Source organism: Actinomadura gamaensis, assembly GCF_042652125.1.
Lineage (GTDB): Bacteria > Actinomycetota > Actinomycetes > Streptosporangiales > Streptosporangiaceae > Spirillospora > Spirillospora gamaensis.
In genome coordinates this window covers 1-16,634 of record NZ_JBHSIT010000023.1, presented here as the reverse complement: position 1 = coordinate 16,634, position 16,634 = coordinate 1, and the positions used below count along the sequence as shown (strand labels likewise).

The following is a 16,634-nucleotide window of genomic DNA, read 5'->3' as shown; positions in this document are numbered from 1 at the left end:
ACATACTTACCGCACGCCGTCCTGAAAGGGAAGGGACCGCGGAAGCCCGAACCACGGGAGGACGCTGTTGTCGAAGCGGGTCACGGCGCCGATCCGGTCGCCGGCGAGCGTCAGGACGAGAAGTCCGGTTCCGCGCCGTATGCCGTCGGTCGAAGCCCGCAGATAGGTCCCGAACGCCGGTTGGCCGTTCGCCCGCGTGGGCACCAGGTGGTACCTGCGGTCGGCGCCCATGAGCGCGTTGTAGAAGCCGGTGACGGCTGCACGGCCGAGGTATTCGAGGGGCATGGGCGGCATGGAGACGCGGACGTCGTCGGTGAGCAGCGCGACGAGGGCGTCTATGTCGCTGGATTCGTAGGCGCGGGCGAACTTGGCCACGAGTGCCTGTTCGGCGGGCGAGGCGGGCGCAGGCGGCGAATCGCCGTCCCTGTCCGGGAGCCGCCGTTGCAGCGTGGCGCGGGCCCGCTTGAGGGCGCTGTTCACCGATTCCACGGACGAATCGAGCATCTCGGCGACCTCGGTGGCCGGGTACCCGAGCACCTCGCGCAGGATCAGAACGGCGCGCTGGCGGGCGGGAAGGATCTGGAGCGCCGTGATGAAAGCCAGCGAGATGGACTCGGTCTGCTCGTAGCGGGCCTCGGGCCCGAGCGGCATGGCGGCCGCGGGTTCGATGAGCGCCTCGGGGTACGGCTGGAGCCACACCACCTCGCCACGCCGGGTCGGCTCCGGAGGTTCGATCTCGGGCACGTCCCACTCCCTCGCCGGACGCCGGCCGGCCGCCCGGAACGCGTTGAGGCACCGGTTGGTCGCGATGCGGTACAGCCAGGTGCGGACGGACGAGCGCCCCTCGAAGCGGTCGAGGCCGCGCCACGCCGCGAGCAGCGTGTCCTGCAGCACGTCCTCGGCGTCCTGGAACGAGCCGAGCATCCGGTAGCAGTGCCGGTGCAGCTCCGCGCGGTGCGGCTCGGTCAGCCGCCGGAACGCCTCCCCGTCCCCGGCCCGTGCCCTCTCGATCAGGTCGCTCGCCGTCACGTCTCGTCACCCCTTCTGGCGCCGGGCCGCCGTCCGGCGGCCTCCTCCGTGTCGTGACACCGGCCGGGCCGCGAACTGGGCGCTCCGCGCCCGCCCGATTTCTCGGAGTCCGGGTGTCTGCACCGTCGACAGTTCGCATTCACCTGACTGGAGAACCCATGATCCTCGCGGACAAGACCATCCTGGTGACCGGAGCCAACCGCGGCCTCGGGAAGGCACTGGTCGACGAGGCCCTCAGCAGGGGCGCCGAGCGGGTCTACGCGGGTACGCGGCAGCCTCTGGCCCACCCGGACCCGCGCGTCACTCCCCTCCCCCTGGACGTCACCGACGCCGCACAGGTCACCGCCGCGGCCGAAGCGGTGACCTCGCTCGACGTCCTCGTCAACAACGCGGGGGTGGGCGGCTACGAGGCCCTCGCCGATCGGGCCGCTCTGGAGCGGTACCTCGCGGTGAACCTCTTCGGCCCCTACGACGTCACCCACGCGTTCCTCCCCCGCCTCATCGAGGCGCGCGGCGCGATCGTCAACGTGGTGTCGATGGCCGCGCTGGCGGCGTTGCCGCCCAGCCCCGGCTACGCGATCTCCAAGGCCGCCGCGCTCTCCATGACGCAGTCCCTGCGCGCCACCCTCGCCGGTCGGGGCGTGGACGTCCACGCCGTCCTCGCCGGCCCCGTGGACACCGACATGGTGCGCGACCTCCCGATCCCGAAGGCGTCGCCGGAGTCGGTCGCCCGAGCCCTCTTCGACGGGGTGGAGAAGGACGACGAGGACATCTTCCCCGACGTCTTCTCGCAGGCGTACGCGGAGGGCTGGGCCGGCGGCGTGAGCAAGGCGCTCGAACGCGAGAACGCGGCGCTCATCTCCGCGGCGCAGGACTGACAACGGGAAGGACGGACCGTTCATGAATGGGATTCCTGGCAAGACCGTCGTCGTCGTGGGCGCCGGCCGCGGCCTCGGGCGCGGGATCGCCCGAGCGTTCGCCGAGGCGGACGGCTCCGTGATCGCCGTCGCCCGCACCGGCGACGACCTCGCCGAGCTGGCCGGCGCGACCCCCGACGTCCGGACCGAGATCGCGGACGCGGCCGACGAGAAGGTCGCGTTTCGCCTGGTGGAGCGGTACGAACCGGAGATTCTCGTCCTCGTCGCGGGCGCCGTCCCGGTGATGCGTCCGCTCCAGGAGCAGACGTGGGAGACGTTCTCGGTGAACTGGCACGGCGACGTCAGGATCGCGTTCGGGTGGCTCCGCGCGGCGCTCCTGAAGCCGCTGCCGCCCGGCAGCCTGGTCGTGGTCGTCAGCAGTGGCGCGGCCGTCAAGGGTTCACCGCTCAGCGGAGGATACGCCGGGGCCAAGGCCACCCAGCGATTCATGGCCGCGTACGCGCGGGACGAGTCGCGGCGCGCCGGCCTGGGCATCACCGTCACCACCGTCCTGCCGGGAATGACGCCGTTCGGAGACGTGGGCCGACAGGGAATCCGGGCCTACGCGGCCCGCGACGGCATTCCCGAGCCGGAATTCATCGCCCGGCTCGGCGTCCCGCTGACCCCCGAATCCGCCGGAGACGCCCTGGTCGAGCTGGCCCGGGCCGATCCGGCGGCCATCTCCGCCGGATACCTGCTCACCGACGACGGCCTGCGGGCACTACCGCCCCAGTGAGCCACGCGCCGCCGAGTCACTCGGCCTTCGTCAAGAAAGGAGTGGGCAGATGGGCAGATTCGACCATCAGGTGGCCATCGTGACCGGCGGAAGCAGCGGCATCGGACTGGCCGCCGCCCAGCGGCTCCATCAGGAGGGCGCCCGAGTCGCCATCGTCGGACGGGACGAACGCCGTCTCCGCCACGCGGCCACCGCGATCGGAGACGGCGTCCTGCCCGTTCGCGCCGATGTCGCGCACCCGGAGCAGGTCGACACGATGTACGCCACCATCGCGCAGGCACTCGGCGGCATCGACGTGCTGTTCATCAACGCGGGGCTCAAGCGGTTCCAGCCCTTGGAGGAGGTGACGGAGGCCTCCTTCGACGAGCTCTTCGGCACCAACACGAAAGGGGCGTTCTTCACCCTGCAGAAGGCGACGCGGCACCTCAACGAGGGGGCCGCGGTCGTCCTCTGCGGTCTGGCCCCGGTCGAACCGGCCTGGCGGCGCCCCGGGACCGCCGCCTACACCGCCTCCAAGGCCGCATTGCACGCCATCACCCGCACCGCGGCGGCCGAACTCGCGCCCAGGGGAATCCGCGTCAACACCGTCAGTCCGGGCGCGATCGACCTGCCCACGCCCCACCTCCCACCGGAGCAGGCCGAACGCATGCGTCAGATCGCCGCCGCCACCCCCATGAAGCGCCTCGGGCAGGCCGAGGAGGTCGCCGCTGTCGTCGCGTTCCTCGCCTCGCCCGACGCCTCCTACATCACCGGCCAGGACATTTCTGTGAACGGAGGTGTCTTCTGACCCTTCAGTCGCAGCGCCGGCCACCGCGTCAGGCGAGGGCATGACCGAGCAGGTCGGACGAGACGGTCCACAGGCGCTCGGCGGTGGCCGGGTCGAGCGCCCATTGCTTGACGCCGTGCGGGTGCTGCGCGAGGTCGGCGTCGTCCGGCACGGTGTAAGCCTCCCGCCCGTCGTCGAGGTAGTGGCCTCCGGAGTGCGCGAACTCCGGGGCCACGGCCGCGACGATGCTGGTGGCGGCTCCCTGCCCGACCGTCTTGTAGGTGAAGATCCCGGCGGCCTCGGCGGCGTCGAGCGACTTCTTCTGTTCCGGCGTGAAGTCGCGCTGGAGCCCCGTCGCGACACCGCCGGGGTTCACCGCGTTGGCGACGATGCCATCGGACGCCCACCGGCGGGTCGCCTCGACGGCGAAGAGGGAGTTCGCCGTCTTCGCCTGGGCGTACGCGATCTGCGGGTCATAGGCGCGACGCTCGAAATGGAGGTCGTCGAAGTCGATGCCGGAACGCATGTGCGCCGTCGAGCTGACCGAGACGATCCGTGCTCCGTCGCGGTCGGACGCTCCCCGCGCCAGGGCGTCGTGCAATCCCGTGGCCAGGGCGTGGTGGCCGAGATGGTTCGTCGCGAACTGCAACTCCCAGCCCTCACGGGTCCGTTCGAGACCACCGGTGACGACCCCCGCGTTGTTGATCAGCAGGTGAAGCGGGCCGTCCCACCCGTCGATGAACCGTCGGACGGACGCCTGGTCGGCGAGGTCGAGCCGGATGACCCGGGGCCTGACTCGTCCCGTCGATTTCTCGATCATTCCGGCGACGGCCTCACCCGCCACGGTGTTGCGGACGGCGAGCGTCACCTCCGCCCCGGCGGCGGTCAGCGCCCGAGCCGTCTCGATCCCGAGTCCGGACGAGGCGCCCGTCACGATCACGCGGACGCCGGTGAGATCGACTCCTCGCAGCACGTCGTCGGCGGTGCTGGAGGCGGTGAAGGGGGTGGAGATCAGCTCGCTCATGACGCCGACTATACGCACTGAACAACATTTGTATAGTCAGCTCCGCCTTCGTATGCTCGACCCATGAGCAGCCCCGAGCCCGGCCACTCCCCGTCCACGGGCGCCGACACCGACCGCCGCGCCATGGTCCTGGCCTCCGCCATGGCCACGTTCGCGCGCTTCGGCTACCGCAAGACCTCGATGGAGGAGGTGGCGCGGGCGGCACGCATCTCCCGCCCCGGGCTCTATTTCCTTTTCTCCTCGAAGGAGGCCCTCTTCCGCGCCGCGGTCGACCAGGCTCTGACCCGGGACCTCGAAGCGGCCGAGCAGGCCCTGGCCGGCACCGACCGCCCGCTCCGTGAGCGCCTCGCCGAAGCGTTCGACCACTGGACGGCCCGCTACATCGGCCCGCTGACAAGCGACGTCGCAGCGGTCATCGAGGCCAACCCCGACCTGCTCGGAGACACCGCCAGGACCGCGCCGCAACGCTTCGAAGCCCTGATCACGGACGCGATCGCCGCCGAATCAGGACCGAAACCCGCCGCCGCCATCGCCCAGACACTGATCAGCACTTCCATCGGACTCAAGCACCAGGTCGCCTCCCGCGACGCCTACCTGGCCCGCCTGAAGACCGCCATCGACCTCCTCCTCCCCTAGGCCCGAGGGCGAGGTGGACGCGAGTGGCCTGGAGGGAGGAGTGTCGGCAACACCGGTAGCCGGTGTTGCCGACACTCGTGTCAGACGCCCTCTAGGGTCTTTCGCTCCCGGGCGGGAGGTTCGGGGGCGTCGGCCGTGTAGTCGGAGGAGGCGGTTTCGTCGGTGCCGTCCGGGAGGGCGAGGAGTCGGAACAGGACGGTCAGGACGGCGGCGACGGCGATGTTGAACACGAACGCGGTGAGGGCGATGTAGCCGGTGTGGCCGACGAACGGGATGTCGGCGATCGACTGGCCGAAGTGCTTCTGCGTCGGGGACGAGGTGCCGTAGGCCGTCCAGGTGCCGTAGACCATGCCGACCGCCCAGCCCGCCAGCAGCGCCCACCGGTGGAACCAGCGGGTGAACACGCCGATCGCGAGGGCCGGGAAGGTCTGGACGACCCAGATCCCGCCGAGCAGCTGGAGGTTGATCGCCAGCGACTTGTCAAAGCCGAGGACGAACACCAGCGCGCCGATCTTGACCAGCAGCGAGACGAGCTGCGACACGCGGGTCTCCTCGGCCGGCGAGGCGTCCGGGCGCAGGAAGGCGGTGTAGACGTTGCGGGTGAACAGGTTCGACGCGGCGATCGACATGATCGCGGCCGGGACCAGCGCGCCGACGCCGATCGCGGCGAACGCCAGCCCGGTGAACCACTGCGGGAAGGCGTGGTCGAACAGCAGCGGCACCGCGAGCTGCGGGTTCTTGGCCTTGGCGACGCCCTGCGCCACCTCGGGCGTGGCGCGCGCCATGTAGCCGAGCAGGGCGAGGAAGCCGAGGACGAGCGAGTAGGCGGGCAGCAGCGCCGCGTTCCGGCGGATCACGTCGCGCCGTCCGGCCGCGAGCGCGCCGGTGACGGTGTGGGGGTAGATGAACAGGGCGAGCGAGGAGCCGAGGGCGAGCGTCCCGTACGCCCAGTGCGTCATGTTGGTGGTGATCAGCGAGCCGGACGGCTTGCCGGTCGCCGGGTTCGGCTTGGCCAGCGACGCCTGCGAGGCGTCGAAGATGTGCCCCCATCCACCGATCTTGGACGGGATGTACAGCACCGCCACGATGATCGTCAGGTAGATCAGCGTGTCCTTGACGAAGGAGATCAGCGCGGGGGCGCGCAGGCCGGAGGTGTAGGTGTAGGCGGCGAGCAGCGCGAAGGCGATGAACAGCGGCAGGTCCCGGGCGAGGCCGGAGCCGGTGACGCCCATCACGGTCAGCACCGCCTGGATGCCGACGAGCTGCAGCGCGATGTACGGCATCATCGCCAGGATCCCGGTCAGCGCCACCGCCAGGCCGAGACCCCGCGAGCCGAACCGTCCGCGCACGAAGTCGGCGGTGGTGACATAGCCGTGGCGGTGTGACACCGACCACAGCCTCGGTCCGACCAGGAAGACGATCGGGTAGGCGATCGCGGCGTACGGGACCGACCAGTAGCCCATCGCCCCGCCCGCGAAGACGGCGGCGGGCACGGCGACGAAGGTGTAGGCGGTGTAGAGGTCCCCGCCGAGCAGGAACCAGGTGACGAAGGTGCCGAAGCTGCGTCCGCCGAGGCCCCACTCGTCCAGGTGCATGAGGGTCTGGCCGCGCCGCCAGCGGGCGGCGGCGAACCCGACGACGGTGACGGCCGCGAAGAAGAAGACGAAGATCGTCAGCTCGATGCCCTTGACGTCCTTCACCGCGCGCCGCCCCTCCGCCGGGTCAGCAGGTGGGCCGTGCCGATGCAGGCGGCGGTCAGCACCACCCAGACCAGCTGCCACCAGTAGAAGAACGGGAAGCCCGCGAGCCGCGGGGTGATCTTGGCGTAGGACGGGACGGCCAGGTAGACGGGGAACGGCAGGACGAGCAGCACACCGGCGACGATCTTGCCGGCGAGGCCCGGTCCGGTGGAGGGCGGTTCGGTCACGGGTGACAACCTCCGTTGGGGGAACGGCGCGCGCCAGGGGGGAACGCGCGCATCCGCCATCCTGAAGGTTCGGGCCGTCCGAAACCAGTCCTCGGCATCACCCGGGAACGCGCGAAGGGCGTTCCGCCGACCGATCGTCGGTGGAACGCCCTTCGGCGCGCTCTGTGGCCGCTCCGTGGCGGCCGTCACGTGACGTCGGCGTCGGCGCCGCTCGTCACGTGGCCGTTCGGCTCATCGCCGGCCGGTCCGGGGCGGGTCGTCACATGGCGGACGGCATGCCCCGGCTACCGGCGCCGGAGCCCCAGGAGAGGACCTGCCACTTGACGCCCTGCAGGTGGCCGGCGTCGGTGCCGGTCTCGTACTTGCTGGCGGGCTTGCCGCCGTCGAGCAGGTAGCGGAAGGTGTAGGTGTCCAGGTCGAGCATGACGCCGCTGCGGGACGGCTCGCCCGGGCCGCGGTCGCCGATGAAGCCGGTGACGCTGCGGCCGTTGTAGCTGACCTTGACCTTGGTGCCGAGCGGCCAGCTCGGGCTGGCGAACAGGCCCTTCTGCATGGGCTCGCCGCCGGCGGGGGCGCCGGTGTCGCCGTTCACGCCGGAGCCGTCGTCCCAGAAGTAGGACGCGGTGGTGGAGCCGGCCAGCAGCGCCTTCGGCTGGGCCTTGCGGGTCTGGGCGGCCTTCTTCTGCGCCGACGCCTTCTTGTCGGCCTTCTTGCCCGAGTCGCCCTGCTTGGCGGCGAGCTCGAGGTCGGCCTGGGAGTGCTGGGCGGTGACCTGCCCGCGCTCGGGGGTGTCGTCGCCGGACATCGCCACGCCCGCGACCAGGAACCCGGCCAGGGTCGAACCGGTGAGAGCCGTGACGGCGATGTTGAGCGCACGCTTCTGCATGGAAATCCTTCGTTCGGTGGACTGGACAGCCGTTTCCGGCCGGGCGGAAGCCCGGAAGGGACTGGGAAACGGCCCCGAGACGACGCTCGGGATAAGCCATCGGAGACGGAGAACCCGCGTTGGAATGCCCCCGCGACGGCGGGGAGAGAGAATCCGCGCGTGCCCATCAGGGGGCCGCGTCGACGACCCGCGCGACGGCGGGACGGGATGTGTGCGGGGGGCACCGGTCTGGAGCGCTCGGGCTCTACCTGTGCGGACGTTGCATGGTCGCCCGCGTGCCGGCGCCGGGGGACCCCGTCTGGCGGACGGGGCGTGACGGCTTCAGAAAGGCCGGGTCAATGGTCCTTGACCCGCAGCCATGGACCACTATACGTGGCAATACCATGGTTCTGCCAAATCCTGGCCTTCTTTACCTTTTGAAAGGTAGATCTTCTTTCCGGATCCCTTGCGGACAAGGGTTTCCGGCGTTTTACTATTGCCTGACTGTAAGCCGGGTCACATCGTCCGGCCGGTTCCCCGGCCCGGCGTCGCCCCTGGTGGGGACGGCCTCGACGGTGCGCCGGTCCGGTTCTCAACACGCAAAAGCCCGGGAAACTTCCGCCTTCCCGGGCTTTGCTTCGTCGCGCGATGTGGCCGGCGCTACGGCCGTTCCTCGCGGGCCCTACGGCCCCGCCGATCCCCGCTCAGTGGCCGGGGATCGCCTTTCCGATCATGCGGCCGTCCCTCGCCGGGCCATCACCACTCGCCGCCCCTCTCTTTACGGTTCGGCGAGTTTCCGGCGTTCTCTCCACGCCCCGGCTTCCTTGGCGTGGGTTTCCCGTGCCTTGACCTCCGCGGCCCGCGTTCCTCTGCGGCCCCTCGGCTCCGCGGCCCTTCGGCTCTGCGGCCTTTTGACTTTGCCGCTTCGGCCCTTCGGGCTTCGGCCGTTCGATGTCCGCCGCTTCGGCGGTTCTGCGGCCTGCGCGGCCTCAGCGGTAGGTGGGGTAGCCGCCCGTGTTCACGGCGGGGGCCGGGTAACCGCCGGTGTTCACCGCCGGAGTCGGATAGCCGCCGGTGTTCACCCCCGGCGCCGGCGCCGGGTAACCGCCCGTGTTCACGGACGGGGCGGCCGCGAACGGGTCCGGCATGACCGATCCGTCGTGGAACGGGGACGGCATGCCCGGAGCGTCCGCGAACGGCGCGCCGGGTGGCATCGCGCCCGCGGGCTGGGCCGTGAAGTGCACCCCCGGCTGGGCCGCGAAAGGCGACGCCGAGGGGTGTTCAGGGCCGCCATAGTGCGGGTCGGGGCCGCCGTAGGTCTGCTGGGGCCCCGTCGCTTGAGGCGGGGCGGGTAGCGAGCCGTCCGTTCGGCGTGGTTCCTGCGCCGGTGGCACCCGCCGGTCCCCCAGCACCGCGATCAGAGCGCGGGCGGTCTCGTCGTCCAGCCGGACCAGCACGCTGGGCCGTCCGGCGGGGTCGACGTAGGGGGAGATCGATGGTGCCGCGCTGCGGTCCGGAAGGTTCCGGGCCAGCTCTTCGCGCAGGTCGTGGGCGAGGCGGAGCGCCTGTCGGTCGCTGTCGCTCAGGTGTGCGGTCATCGCGATCTCCGGGGAGTTCACGTGCGGGGGTCCCGCGCAATCCTGCTAGGAATAGCGTGCAGGTGCAAGATCTGATGCACGTGCAGATTCACGGAACTTTTGGCGTAACCGCCGTCCCGGCCGCTCGTTCCAGCCCCTTCCGGACGGGCCCTGCGCGCCGGTTCGAACGTCCCGCACCCGCCGCCACCAGCGCCGACTTGATCATGTGCGCGGGGTCCGCCGGACTCCGGGAGAGGGTGGAGATCATTCTCGGCGGCGGACCGCGGCCGGGTGGAAAGATCCGGCCAGGAGGGAACGCGACAGGCGGGCGGGTGCCGAACCGTGATCGCAGGTGACCGATTCCTTACGATGCGCTCATGACCGAGCGACCCGTGATCGTCGGCCGTCCGTGGCGGCGGCGGATGGAGGCCCGCGACCCGGCCGAGAGGCACCGGGTCGCGTCCTCGCTGGAGCTGTTCTTCGACCTCTGCTTCGTGGTCGCCGTCGGCGCGGACTCCGCGCGGCTGGAGCACGCGCTCGCCGGGGGCCACGTCCTCTCCGGCGTCCTCGCGTTCCTGCTGATCTTCGCGGCGATCAACTGGTCGTGGCTGAACTACGCCTGGTTCGCCTCCGCCTACGACACCGACGACACCTACTACCGGCTGGCCACCATGGTGGTCATGGCGGGCGCGCTGGTGCTGTCGGCGGGCGTCCCGCGCGCGTTCGACGACCGCGATCTGCGGGTGCTGGCGATCGGCTACGCGATCATGCGGCTGGGCCTGGAGTCGCAGCGCCTCCGCGCCTCGGGCGGCGACCCGGCGCGCCGGACGACCATGCGCCGCTTCGTCCTCGGCGAGGGAGCCTGCGCGGTCTACTGGCTCGTCGTGGCGTTCGCCGCCCCCGAGAGCTGGCAGCCCTGGCTGATCGCTGCCGGGATCGTCGCCGAGCTGCTCGTGCCGCCGTGGGCCGAGTCCGCCGGGCGGACGACCTGGCACCCGCACCACATCACCGAGCGGTACGGGCTCCTGACGATCATCGTGCTGGGCGAGACGGTGCTGTCGTCCACCGGCGCGGTGCGGGAGGCCCTGGCGGGCGACGCGTCCGTCGAGCTGTACACGATCGCGGCCGGGGGCCTGGTGACCGTGTTCGGGATGTGGTGGGTGTACTTCTCGATGTCCTCGGCCGGCCTGCTCACCGACCTGCGCCGGTCGATCGCCTGGGGCTACGGGCACTACGTGATCTACGCGTCCGGCGCCGCCGTCGGCGCGGGGATCGCCGTGAACGCCGCCCGCGCCACGCACGAGGCCCACATCCCGGCCGTCACGGCGGGATTGGCGCTGACGGTCCCGGTGTTCTGTTATCTGCTGGTGGTGTGGTGGCTGCTCGTGCGCCCGCACGGGCCGGACGCGCCGTACACGTGGGGCATGCCGGTGATCGGGCTGCTGGCGATCGCCTTCTCCTGGTCCGGGCACGCCGTCGCGATCACCGGCGCCCTGATGGCGCTGCAGATCGTGTTGAGCATCTGGGCACACGGTACGAAGGGGCCCCGGCCGGACGCGAGCTGAGGCGCCCGCGAAGGTCCTGATCGGACCTGGACGGCATTAGGGTCGCTCCAATCGAAATCGGGGTCGCTCCGATCGAGTGGAAGGACCGTCCCATGACCGAAATCCTCAGCCTGCGTGCGCTCAACCGGGCGACGCTCGCGCGCCAGATGCTGCTGGCGCGCGAGACCGTCCCGGTGGCCGGGGCGGTCGAGCGTCTCGGCGGGCTCCAGGCGCAGGAGCCGAAACCGCCGTTCCTCGGCCTGTGGTCGCGGCTGGAGGGCTTCCACGCCCGGGACCTGCACGCCGCCCTCCATGACCGGTCCGTCGTGCGGGCGACGTCCCTGCGCGGGACGCTGCATCTGATGTCAGCGCGCGATTATGCGGCGCTGCGCACGACGCTCCAGCCCATGCTGGACGGGGCGTTGAAGGTCCTCGGTGATCGTGCGGCCGGTCTCGACCGTCCGGCGGTGCTCGAAGCGGCCCGCCGTCACCTCGCGGACGGCCCCCGCACGTTCAACGAGATCCGCGCCTTGCTCCAGGAGGACTTTCCCGAGGTCAACGACCGGGCGCTCGGATACGCCGTCCGGATGTGGCTGCCGTTGACGATGGTCCCGACCGATGATCGTTGGGGGTTCCCGCGTACGGCGTCCTTCACGCTGGCGGACACCTGGCTCGACACCCCGATTTCGGACGTCCCGAACGACGAGGCGCTGGTGCTGCGCTACCTGGCCGCCTTCGGTCCAGCCACCGCCGCGGACGCGCAGACCTGGTCGGGGCTGGCGGCCTGCGGGGCGGCGCTGGAACGGCTGCGGCCCAAGCTCCGGACGTTCCAGGACGAACGCGGCCGGGAGCTGTTCGATCTCCCCGAGGCGCCGCGCCCGGACGAGGACATGCCCGTCCCGGCGCGGTTCCTGCCCGAGTTCGACAACCTCGTCCTCGCCCACGCTGACCGGCGGCGGATCATCGCCGACGCCTACCGTCCGCTGCTGACGACCAAGAATCTGCGCGTCCGGGCCGTTTTCCTATGGGATGGCTTCGCCGCAGGCCTTTGGGAACTGGAGCGTAAGCGGAAGACCGCGACGCTGTGGCTGCGCCCTTTCGAGCCACTCACCCGCGCGGCGGTCACCGCGCTGACCAGCGAAGGCGAATCTCTCCTTCGCTTCGCCGAGCCGGACGCCACAGATCAGCAGATCGAAGTCGCCGCCCCGGCGGAGGGTTGAGCGCCTGGGCCGCCCGGCTGCGCGGTTCAGGCGGCTGGACCTGTCGTCGAGCTCGCCATAGGTGACGGTGCGTCCGTCCCCGGGAGAGCGGCTTCACCTGCGCGCGTGCGCGCGTGGTCTCGGACGATCGAAACGATCCGGTAATCCACCGCGGCCACCTCCGAACGGAATTCGGTTCAATGCCGCGCCCCTATCGACCGCCCGCCACCTGCGGAAAGGGCCCGCCCGGCACGCCGATGTCACCGCCCGCGCGCACACCGCCGCCAATAGTGATCAACCCGAGACCTGGACTGATTGAAAGATTCACGAATTGCGCGCAAGCTGTCTGGGTCAACCCCGCGACCCGGCCCCATGACTCCTGGCGAGTTCTGACATGCCCCTAACGCACGATTCCGCGCCCGGCGGCCCCACGGCCGTCGCCGGCGCGGACGTCCACCCCACACCCCCAGCGCCGCCTGCCCCGGCCCGACGCCCCACCCCGTACCGCCGACAGGACGCGACGATGTTCGAGATCTGGGAGACAGGCGAGCCCCCACGGCGCATCACCGAGGCCGGAAGTCTCGAGATCGCGCTGGAGAAGATCGACACGATGTGCCGGCTGCGCCACGACCAGGCGGTCGCCCACGTCGGCCAGCCGCACGAGCACTACCGGTTCGAGATCCGCGACCCGCTGGGCCGCGCGCTCGCCCGGCTCACCTACGCCCCGGACACCACCCGCGAATACCAGAGCGTCGTGGTGGAGGAGCTGCGCGGAGACGGATCCGCACCTTCCTGACCGTCCGGCCTCGCGCAGTTTCGATCGTCCGCACGCGCACGATTTTGATCGTCCGCACCTGCACAGTTTCGATCGTGCACACCCGCACAGTTTCGATCGTTCGCATCCGCAAGGCCCCGACCGTCCACACCTGCACAGCCGCCCGGGTCGCACGACCCGGGCGGCTGTCCCGTTCCGCCCCTTCACACGCGGAACGTGACGGGTGCCACAGTCGTCCGGGGTCGCGCCATCCAAGATCGAGACGAGAGGGTGCTGAATCCGGTCCCCTGCCTGGGGTGGGCGCGTTCTGTGGTCGCCTCGTGACAGGATGCAGGAGGAGCGAGTGGGGAGGAGCACGGCGTGCCTGATTCGCGGCGGCGGTACGCGTCGCACTCGTGCGGACGCGGGACGACCGATCCGGACGGTCCGGACCCGCGGGCCGCGTCGGAGCGGGACACGGCCGAGCGGCTGATCGACGCCGCCCTGAACGCCCTCGCCCTGGACGACGCGACGGCCTGGTCGTTGTGCGTCGAGCGACTCGCCCGCCTCTCGGACGACCCCAGGATCGTCGACCTGGCCCTCACCCGGCGCCTGCGGGCGTCGGTCCGGACCGCCTGGGAACGCGGCTGGCTGCCCACCGACCTGGCCCGCCATTCCGCGCGCGAGCTCGCCGGACGCCACCGCTCCCTGCTGGTGGACGCCATCGCCGACGAAATGCAGACCTACAGCGCCGCTACCGTGGACGCCCGCTGGCGCGCCCAGCTCGAGGCACTCGGCGCGGACGTCTGGTGGGAGGCGGACAGCGACCGCCTCGAAACCTGGCGCGCCCGCGAAGACGTTCCCCTTTCGGCCTGCGTGGCCGCCGCGCTGGAGCTGCTGCGCCTGCTGACCGTCCTGCCGCGGCTGGCGCTGATCGGGCCGCTACCGGGGACGGCCGTCCGGAACGAGCCGTCCCGGAGGCAAAACTCCTCCGCCGCCACCGATCAGCGGATGCTGAGCAGAATCCGGGCGCTGCTGGCCAAGGCGGAATCCACCGAGTTCCCAGAGGAGGCCGAGGCGCTCAGCGCCCGCGCCCAGGAACTCATCACGAAACACTCGATCGACCACGCGCTGCTCTCCGCCGCCGAGGACGGTCCGACCGGTCCGGACGGCTGCCGCATTCCGGTGGACGCGCCCTACGAGTCCCCTAAGGCGGTCCTACTGACCGTCGTCGCCGAGGCCAACCGATGTCGCGCCGTATGGCACCGGGAATTGGGCCTCTCCACGGTCCTCGGCTTCCCCGCAGACCTCGCCGCGACGGAAATGCTCTATACGTCCCTGCTGGTCCAGGCGACCTCGGCGATGGTCCGCGCGGGCTCGCACCAGGACACTCTGGGCCGCTCGCGGACGCGTTCCTTCCGCCACGCCTTCCTGAACGCCTACGCCGCTCGCATCGGCGAACGCCTTCACGCCGCCAGCACTCGCGCCACGCGGGAGGCCGCCGCGAACCAGGACCTCCTTCCGGTCCTGTCCGCCCGCGAGCAGGCCGTGGACCAGGCGGTGAGCGACCTCTTCCCCGCTCTCACCCGCGGCCGGACGCGCCGCGTCTCCAACTACGAAGGCTGGATCGCCGGCCGCGCCGCCGCCGACCTGGCCGCCCTCCACGCCAACGACCAGATCACCACACCGTCCCAGGCGCGCTGAGCGGGCTCCTGCCGCGCCTCGTCCAACGCTCGGCGCGCTTCCATCCGGTCAACCGATCGCCTCACAAGCCACCGCGAGGCGACGGACCCGAGCGATCGGCACGTCCGCCACAACGCACCGATGCCGCCACGGGCTTTTCACTTGAGGTCGGCCGACCGCCCTCCCGACCAGAGGTGGCAGGCGGCTTGCACGTCCTGACCGGCCGACGTCCGCATCCGCGGTTTCACGGGCCCGTAGGGCGTCGCTTCGCTTCCGTGGGCCGACCGCGACTCCGCGCGGGGACGGCAGCGACTCCACGCGCCTGGCTCCATCGGCAGGTCACGGGAAGACGTTGCGTCCTCGGAAATCGGTAGAGCAGCCCCGACTCAGCTGCTCTTCTTACGCCGGGTGTTGCCTCCGCGGCCCCGCAGCGGGACGCCGGCCTCCTTGAGAACGTTGTAGATGAAGCCGTAGGACCGTCCGGTCTCGGCGGCCAGATCCCGAATGCTCTCCCCTGCGGCGTACCGGGGCGCGAGCTCCGCGGCCAGCTTGGTGCGCTCGGCACCGGTCACGCGGGTGCCCCTCGACAGTGTGCGGGTCACGAATACCTCCTGGATGACTACCGCGCTGCGCGGCGGGGAACGTCCCCGCAGTTCACAGCACTGATGATCTACCCCAACGTACACATTCCCCGCAAACCGGTCGCCACTCCGCACGATTCGCCATGTTCTCGACCACACGTGGTCGATTCGATGGCAGACGGCGTGTCGGAGTTGGAGAATCCCCAGCGATCAGCATCCCCACCCCGCTGCGGAGTTATCCACAGAACGCGGTTCCACTGTCGCCGGTCGCGGGCCACCTAGGACGCTGGAGGCGACTCACCCGTTCCCGAAAGGACGCGCCCGTCATGGCCGAAATGATTACGTTTCCCGTTCCGACCACCACGACGTCCCGCTTCGTCGTGGCCGCCGCCAGGCTCCCCGTCGACCTGGTCAACCTCGTCAAGGAAGAGGCCGACGGCGCCTTCGCCGACCATCTGGGCGGCCGGCTCGGCACCCCGCAGCTGGAGATCGACAACGAGGACGCGCGCTGGTACCGCTGGGATCCCGCCAGGATCAAGGCGCCCGATCCCGAGCACGCGGGCGCCGAGACCGCCCTGCACACCGCCGCCCGCATCGCCGTCGTCACCACCTGCGCCCCCGTCACCGACCAGCCGCGCGCCGTCCAGGTCGCGCGCTCCGCCGCCTACACGATCGCGCGCCTGACCGGGGGCGTCGTCGCCGACATGGTCACCGGCCACGTCCTCTGGGCACCCACGTCCGCCACCATTCCGCGTCCCGGCCCGGCCGAGCGGCCCCGCTTCGTCCTGGGCGACCAGTGGCTCGGCGACGTCCTCCCGCCCTACCGCGCCAACGGCCGCTGCACCGCCCCCGACCCGGAGCTCGACCCCGAGGGCGTCAACGCCTGCGCCTGCGTCCGCCTCAGAACCCGCGGGCTGCGCCGCTTCGGCCTCCCCGAGCTCGAGATCGCGAACGTCGCCTGCCCGCACGACCTCCCCGCCCTGAACGTCCTGCGCGCCACCGCCCGCCGGCTCCTCACCGACCTGTGGTCCTGGCTGGCCACCGGCCCCGCCGACCGCAACCGAACCCTGCCCTCCGACCTCGCCATCACCGCCACCGACTTCGACGCCTACTGGGGCGCCTCTCCTCACTCCCCGCGTCCCACGACCGCCTTCCCCGTCCATCTGACTCCGCGCACGCCCCACCTCCTCACCGTGAGCCCTCCGCCGTCCCACCAGGGCACGATCAACGACTGGCTCCTCTCCCCCACCCTCCCGCCCGACATGCGCGACGTCCTCTCAGCCCCCTCCGACGAAGCCCTAACCGAAGCCCCCTACCTGGTCGCCTAACCGACGCCCCGGCCCAGACCACCCGACATCCACCACGCCATCCGCCATCCGCCCCAACCCACCGCACG

General features: G+C 71.1%; 16 protein-coding genes. 9 read left to right on the top strand and 7 right to left on the bottom strand.

Translation table 11 applies throughout. The features are described from left to right. Positions 1–6: 6 nt before the first annotated feature. Positions 7–1,029, bottom strand: coding sequence for a sigma-70 family RNA polymerase sigma factor (locus tag ACFPCY_RS42500; protein ID WP_378265513.1), 1,023 nt, complete (start codon positions 1,027–1,029; stop codon positions 7–9). A gap of 158 nt (positions 1,030–1,187) precedes the next feature. Here ACFPCY_RS42500 and ACFPCY_RS42495 point away from each other — a divergent pair, with 158 nt between their 5' ends. Genes ACFPCY_RS42495 through ACFPCY_RS42485 form a run of 3 tightly spaced genes read left to right on the top strand, consistent with a single transcriptional unit; the run spans position 1,188 to position 3,469 of the window. After that, positions 1,188–1,907, top strand: coding sequence for an SDR family NAD(P)-dependent oxidoreductase (locus tag ACFPCY_RS42495; protein ID WP_378265511.1), 720 nt, complete (start codon positions 1,188–1,190; stop codon positions 1,905–1,907). A gap of 22 nt (positions 1,908–1,929) precedes the next feature. After that, a complete protein-coding gene (locus ACFPCY_RS42490) occupies positions 1,930–2,682 on the top strand; it encodes an SDR family oxidoreductase (RefSeq protein ID WP_378265509.1) in 753 nt (250 codons plus the stop codon). Positions 2,683–2,731: 49 nt separating this feature from the next. Then, positions 2,732–3,469: an SDR family NAD(P)-dependent oxidoreductase gene (locus ACFPCY_RS42485; RefSeq protein ID WP_378265507.1), complete on the top strand. Its 738-nt coding sequence runs from the start codon at positions 2,732–2,734 to the stop codon at positions 3,467–3,469. A 28-nt stretch (positions 3,470–3,497) separates the two neighbouring features. Here ACFPCY_RS42485 and ACFPCY_RS42480 read toward each other — a convergent pair whose 3' ends face one another. Then, positions 3,498–4,472, bottom strand: a complete 975-nt coding sequence (locus tag ACFPCY_RS42480) for an SDR family NAD(P)-dependent oxidoreductase (protein WP_378265505.1) — start codon at positions 4,470–4,472, stop codon at positions 3,498–3,500. Positions 4,473–4,535: 63 nt separating this feature from the next. Between ACFPCY_RS42480 and ACFPCY_RS42475 the strand changes: the two genes are divergently transcribed. Further along, positions 4,536–5,108, top strand: coding sequence for a TetR/AcrR family transcriptional regulator (locus ACFPCY_RS42475; RefSeq protein WP_378265503.1), 573 nt, complete (start codon positions 4,536–4,538; stop codon positions 5,106–5,108). Positions 5,109–5,188: 80 nt separating this feature from the next. Here ACFPCY_RS42475 and mctP read toward each other — a convergent pair whose 3' ends face one another. The 4 genes from mctP to ACFPCY_RS42455 form a co-directional block, all read right to left on the bottom strand. Next, on the bottom strand, positions 5,189–6,808 hold the full coding sequence (gene mctP, locus ACFPCY_RS42470) for a monocarboxylate uptake permease MctP (protein WP_378265501.1): 1,620 nt from the start codon (positions 6,806–6,808) through the stop codon (positions 5,189–5,191). Then, positions 6,805–7,035 carry a DUF3311 domain-containing protein gene (locus ACFPCY_RS42465; RefSeq protein WP_378265499.1) on the bottom strand — a complete coding sequence of 77 codons (231 nt, stop codon included), beginning with the start codon at positions 7,033–7,035 and terminating at the stop codon, positions 6,805–6,807. Before ACFPCY_RS42465 ends, mctP begins: the two co-directional genes overlap by 4 nt. Positions 7,036–7,294: 259 nt before the next feature. Further along, entirely contained in the window at positions 7,295–7,921 is a 627-nt protein-coding gene (locus ACFPCY_RS42460) for a hypothetical protein (protein ID WP_378265497.1), read from the bottom strand. A 968-nt stretch (positions 7,922–8,889) separates the two neighbouring features. Then, positions 8,890–9,498 (bottom strand): hypothetical protein, encoded by a 609-nt coding sequence (locus ACFPCY_RS42455; protein ID WP_378265495.1) that lies wholly within the window; start codon positions 9,496–9,498, stop codon positions 8,890–8,892. Between the two features lie 356 nt (positions 9,499–9,854). Between ACFPCY_RS42455 and ACFPCY_RS42450 the strand changes: the two genes are divergently transcribed. The 4 genes from ACFPCY_RS42450 (at position 9,855) to ACFPCY_RS42435 (ending at position 14,678) form a co-directional block, all read left to right on the top strand. Further along, positions 9,855–11,042: a low temperature requirement protein A gene (locus ACFPCY_RS42450; RefSeq protein WP_378265493.1), complete on the top strand. Its 1,188-nt coding sequence runs from the start codon at positions 9,855–9,857 to the stop codon at positions 11,040–11,042. 92 nt (positions 11,043–11,134) lie between these two features. Continuing rightward, positions 11,135–12,241 (top strand): winged helix DNA-binding domain-containing protein, encoded by a 1,107-nt coding sequence (locus ACFPCY_RS42445; protein WP_378265491.1) that lies wholly within the window; start codon positions 11,135–11,137, stop codon positions 12,239–12,241. A 502-nt stretch (positions 12,242–12,743) separates the two neighbouring features. Continuing rightward, positions 12,744–13,016 (top strand): hypothetical protein, encoded by a 273-nt coding sequence (locus ACFPCY_RS42440; protein ID WP_378265489.1) that lies wholly within the window; start codon positions 12,744–12,746, stop codon positions 13,014–13,016. 339 nt (positions 13,017–13,355) lie between these two features. After that, a complete protein-coding gene (locus tag ACFPCY_RS42435; RefSeq protein WP_378265487.1) occupies positions 13,356–14,678 on the top strand; it encodes a DUF2786 domain-containing protein in 1,323 nt (440 codons plus the stop codon). 365 nt (positions 14,679–15,043) lie between these two features. Here the strand turns inward: ACFPCY_RS42435 and ACFPCY_RS42430 are convergent, their stop codons facing one another. After that, positions 15,044–15,259, bottom strand: a complete 216-nt coding sequence (locus ACFPCY_RS42430; protein WP_122197810.1) for a helix-turn-helix domain-containing protein — start codon at positions 15,257–15,259, stop codon at positions 15,044–15,046. 305 nt (positions 15,260–15,564) lie between these two features. Between ACFPCY_RS42430 and ACFPCY_RS42425 the strand changes: the two genes are divergently transcribed. Next, the gene (locus ACFPCY_RS42425) at positions 15,565–16,566 is read left to right on the top strand and encodes a hypothetical protein (protein WP_378265485.1); all 1,002 of its coding nucleotides are present in this window, start codon (positions 15,565–15,567) and stop codon (positions 16,564–16,566) included. The last annotated feature ends 68 nt before the right edge of the window (positions 16,567–16,634 follow it).

What these genes read in the sequence shown, in the direction of transcription:
- ACFPCY_RS42495 (WP_378265511.1), top strand. Translation starts at nt 1,188, where the DNA reads ATGATCCTCGCGGACAAGACCATCCTGGTGACCGGAGCCAACCGCGGC.
- ACFPCY_RS42490 (WP_378265509.1), top strand. Translation starts at nt 1,930, where the DNA reads ATGAATGGGATTCCTGGCAAGACCGTCGTCGTCGTGGGCGCCGGCCGC.
- ACFPCY_RS42485 (WP_378265507.1), top strand. Translation starts at nt 2,732, where the DNA reads ATGGGCAGATTCGACCATCAGGTGGCCATCGTGACCGGCGGAAGCAGC.
- ACFPCY_RS42480 (WP_378265505.1), bottom strand. Translation starts at nt 4,472, where the DNA reads ATGAGCGAGCTGATCTCCACCCCCTTCACCGCCTCCAGCACCGCCGAC.
- ACFPCY_RS42475 (WP_378265503.1), top strand. Translation starts at nt 4,536, where the DNA reads ATGAGCAGCCCCGAGCCCGGCCACTCCCCGTCCACGGGCGCCGACACC.
- ACFPCY_RS42460 (WP_378265497.1), bottom strand. Translation starts at nt 7,921, where the DNA reads ATGCAGAAGCGTGCGCTCAACATCGCCGTCACGGCTCTCACCGGTTCG.
- ACFPCY_RS42455 (WP_378265495.1), bottom strand. Translation starts at nt 9,498, where the DNA reads ATGACCGCACACCTGAGCGACAGCGACCGACAGGCGCTCCGCCTCGCC.
- ACFPCY_RS42450 (WP_378265493.1), top strand. Translation starts at nt 9,855, where the DNA reads ATGACCGAGCGACCCGTGATCGTCGGCCGTCCGTGGCGGCGGCGGATG.
- ACFPCY_RS42445 (WP_378265491.1), top strand. Translation starts at nt 11,135, where the DNA reads ATGACCGAAATCCTCAGCCTGCGTGCGCTCAACCGGGCGACGCTCGCG.
- ACFPCY_RS42440 (WP_378265489.1), top strand. Translation starts at nt 12,744, where the DNA reads ATGTTCGAGATCTGGGAGACAGGCGAGCCCCCACGGCGCATCACCGAG.
- ACFPCY_RS42425 (WP_378265485.1), top strand. Translation starts at nt 15,565, where the DNA reads ATGGCCGAAATGATTACGTTTCCCGTTCCGACCACCACGACGTCCCGC.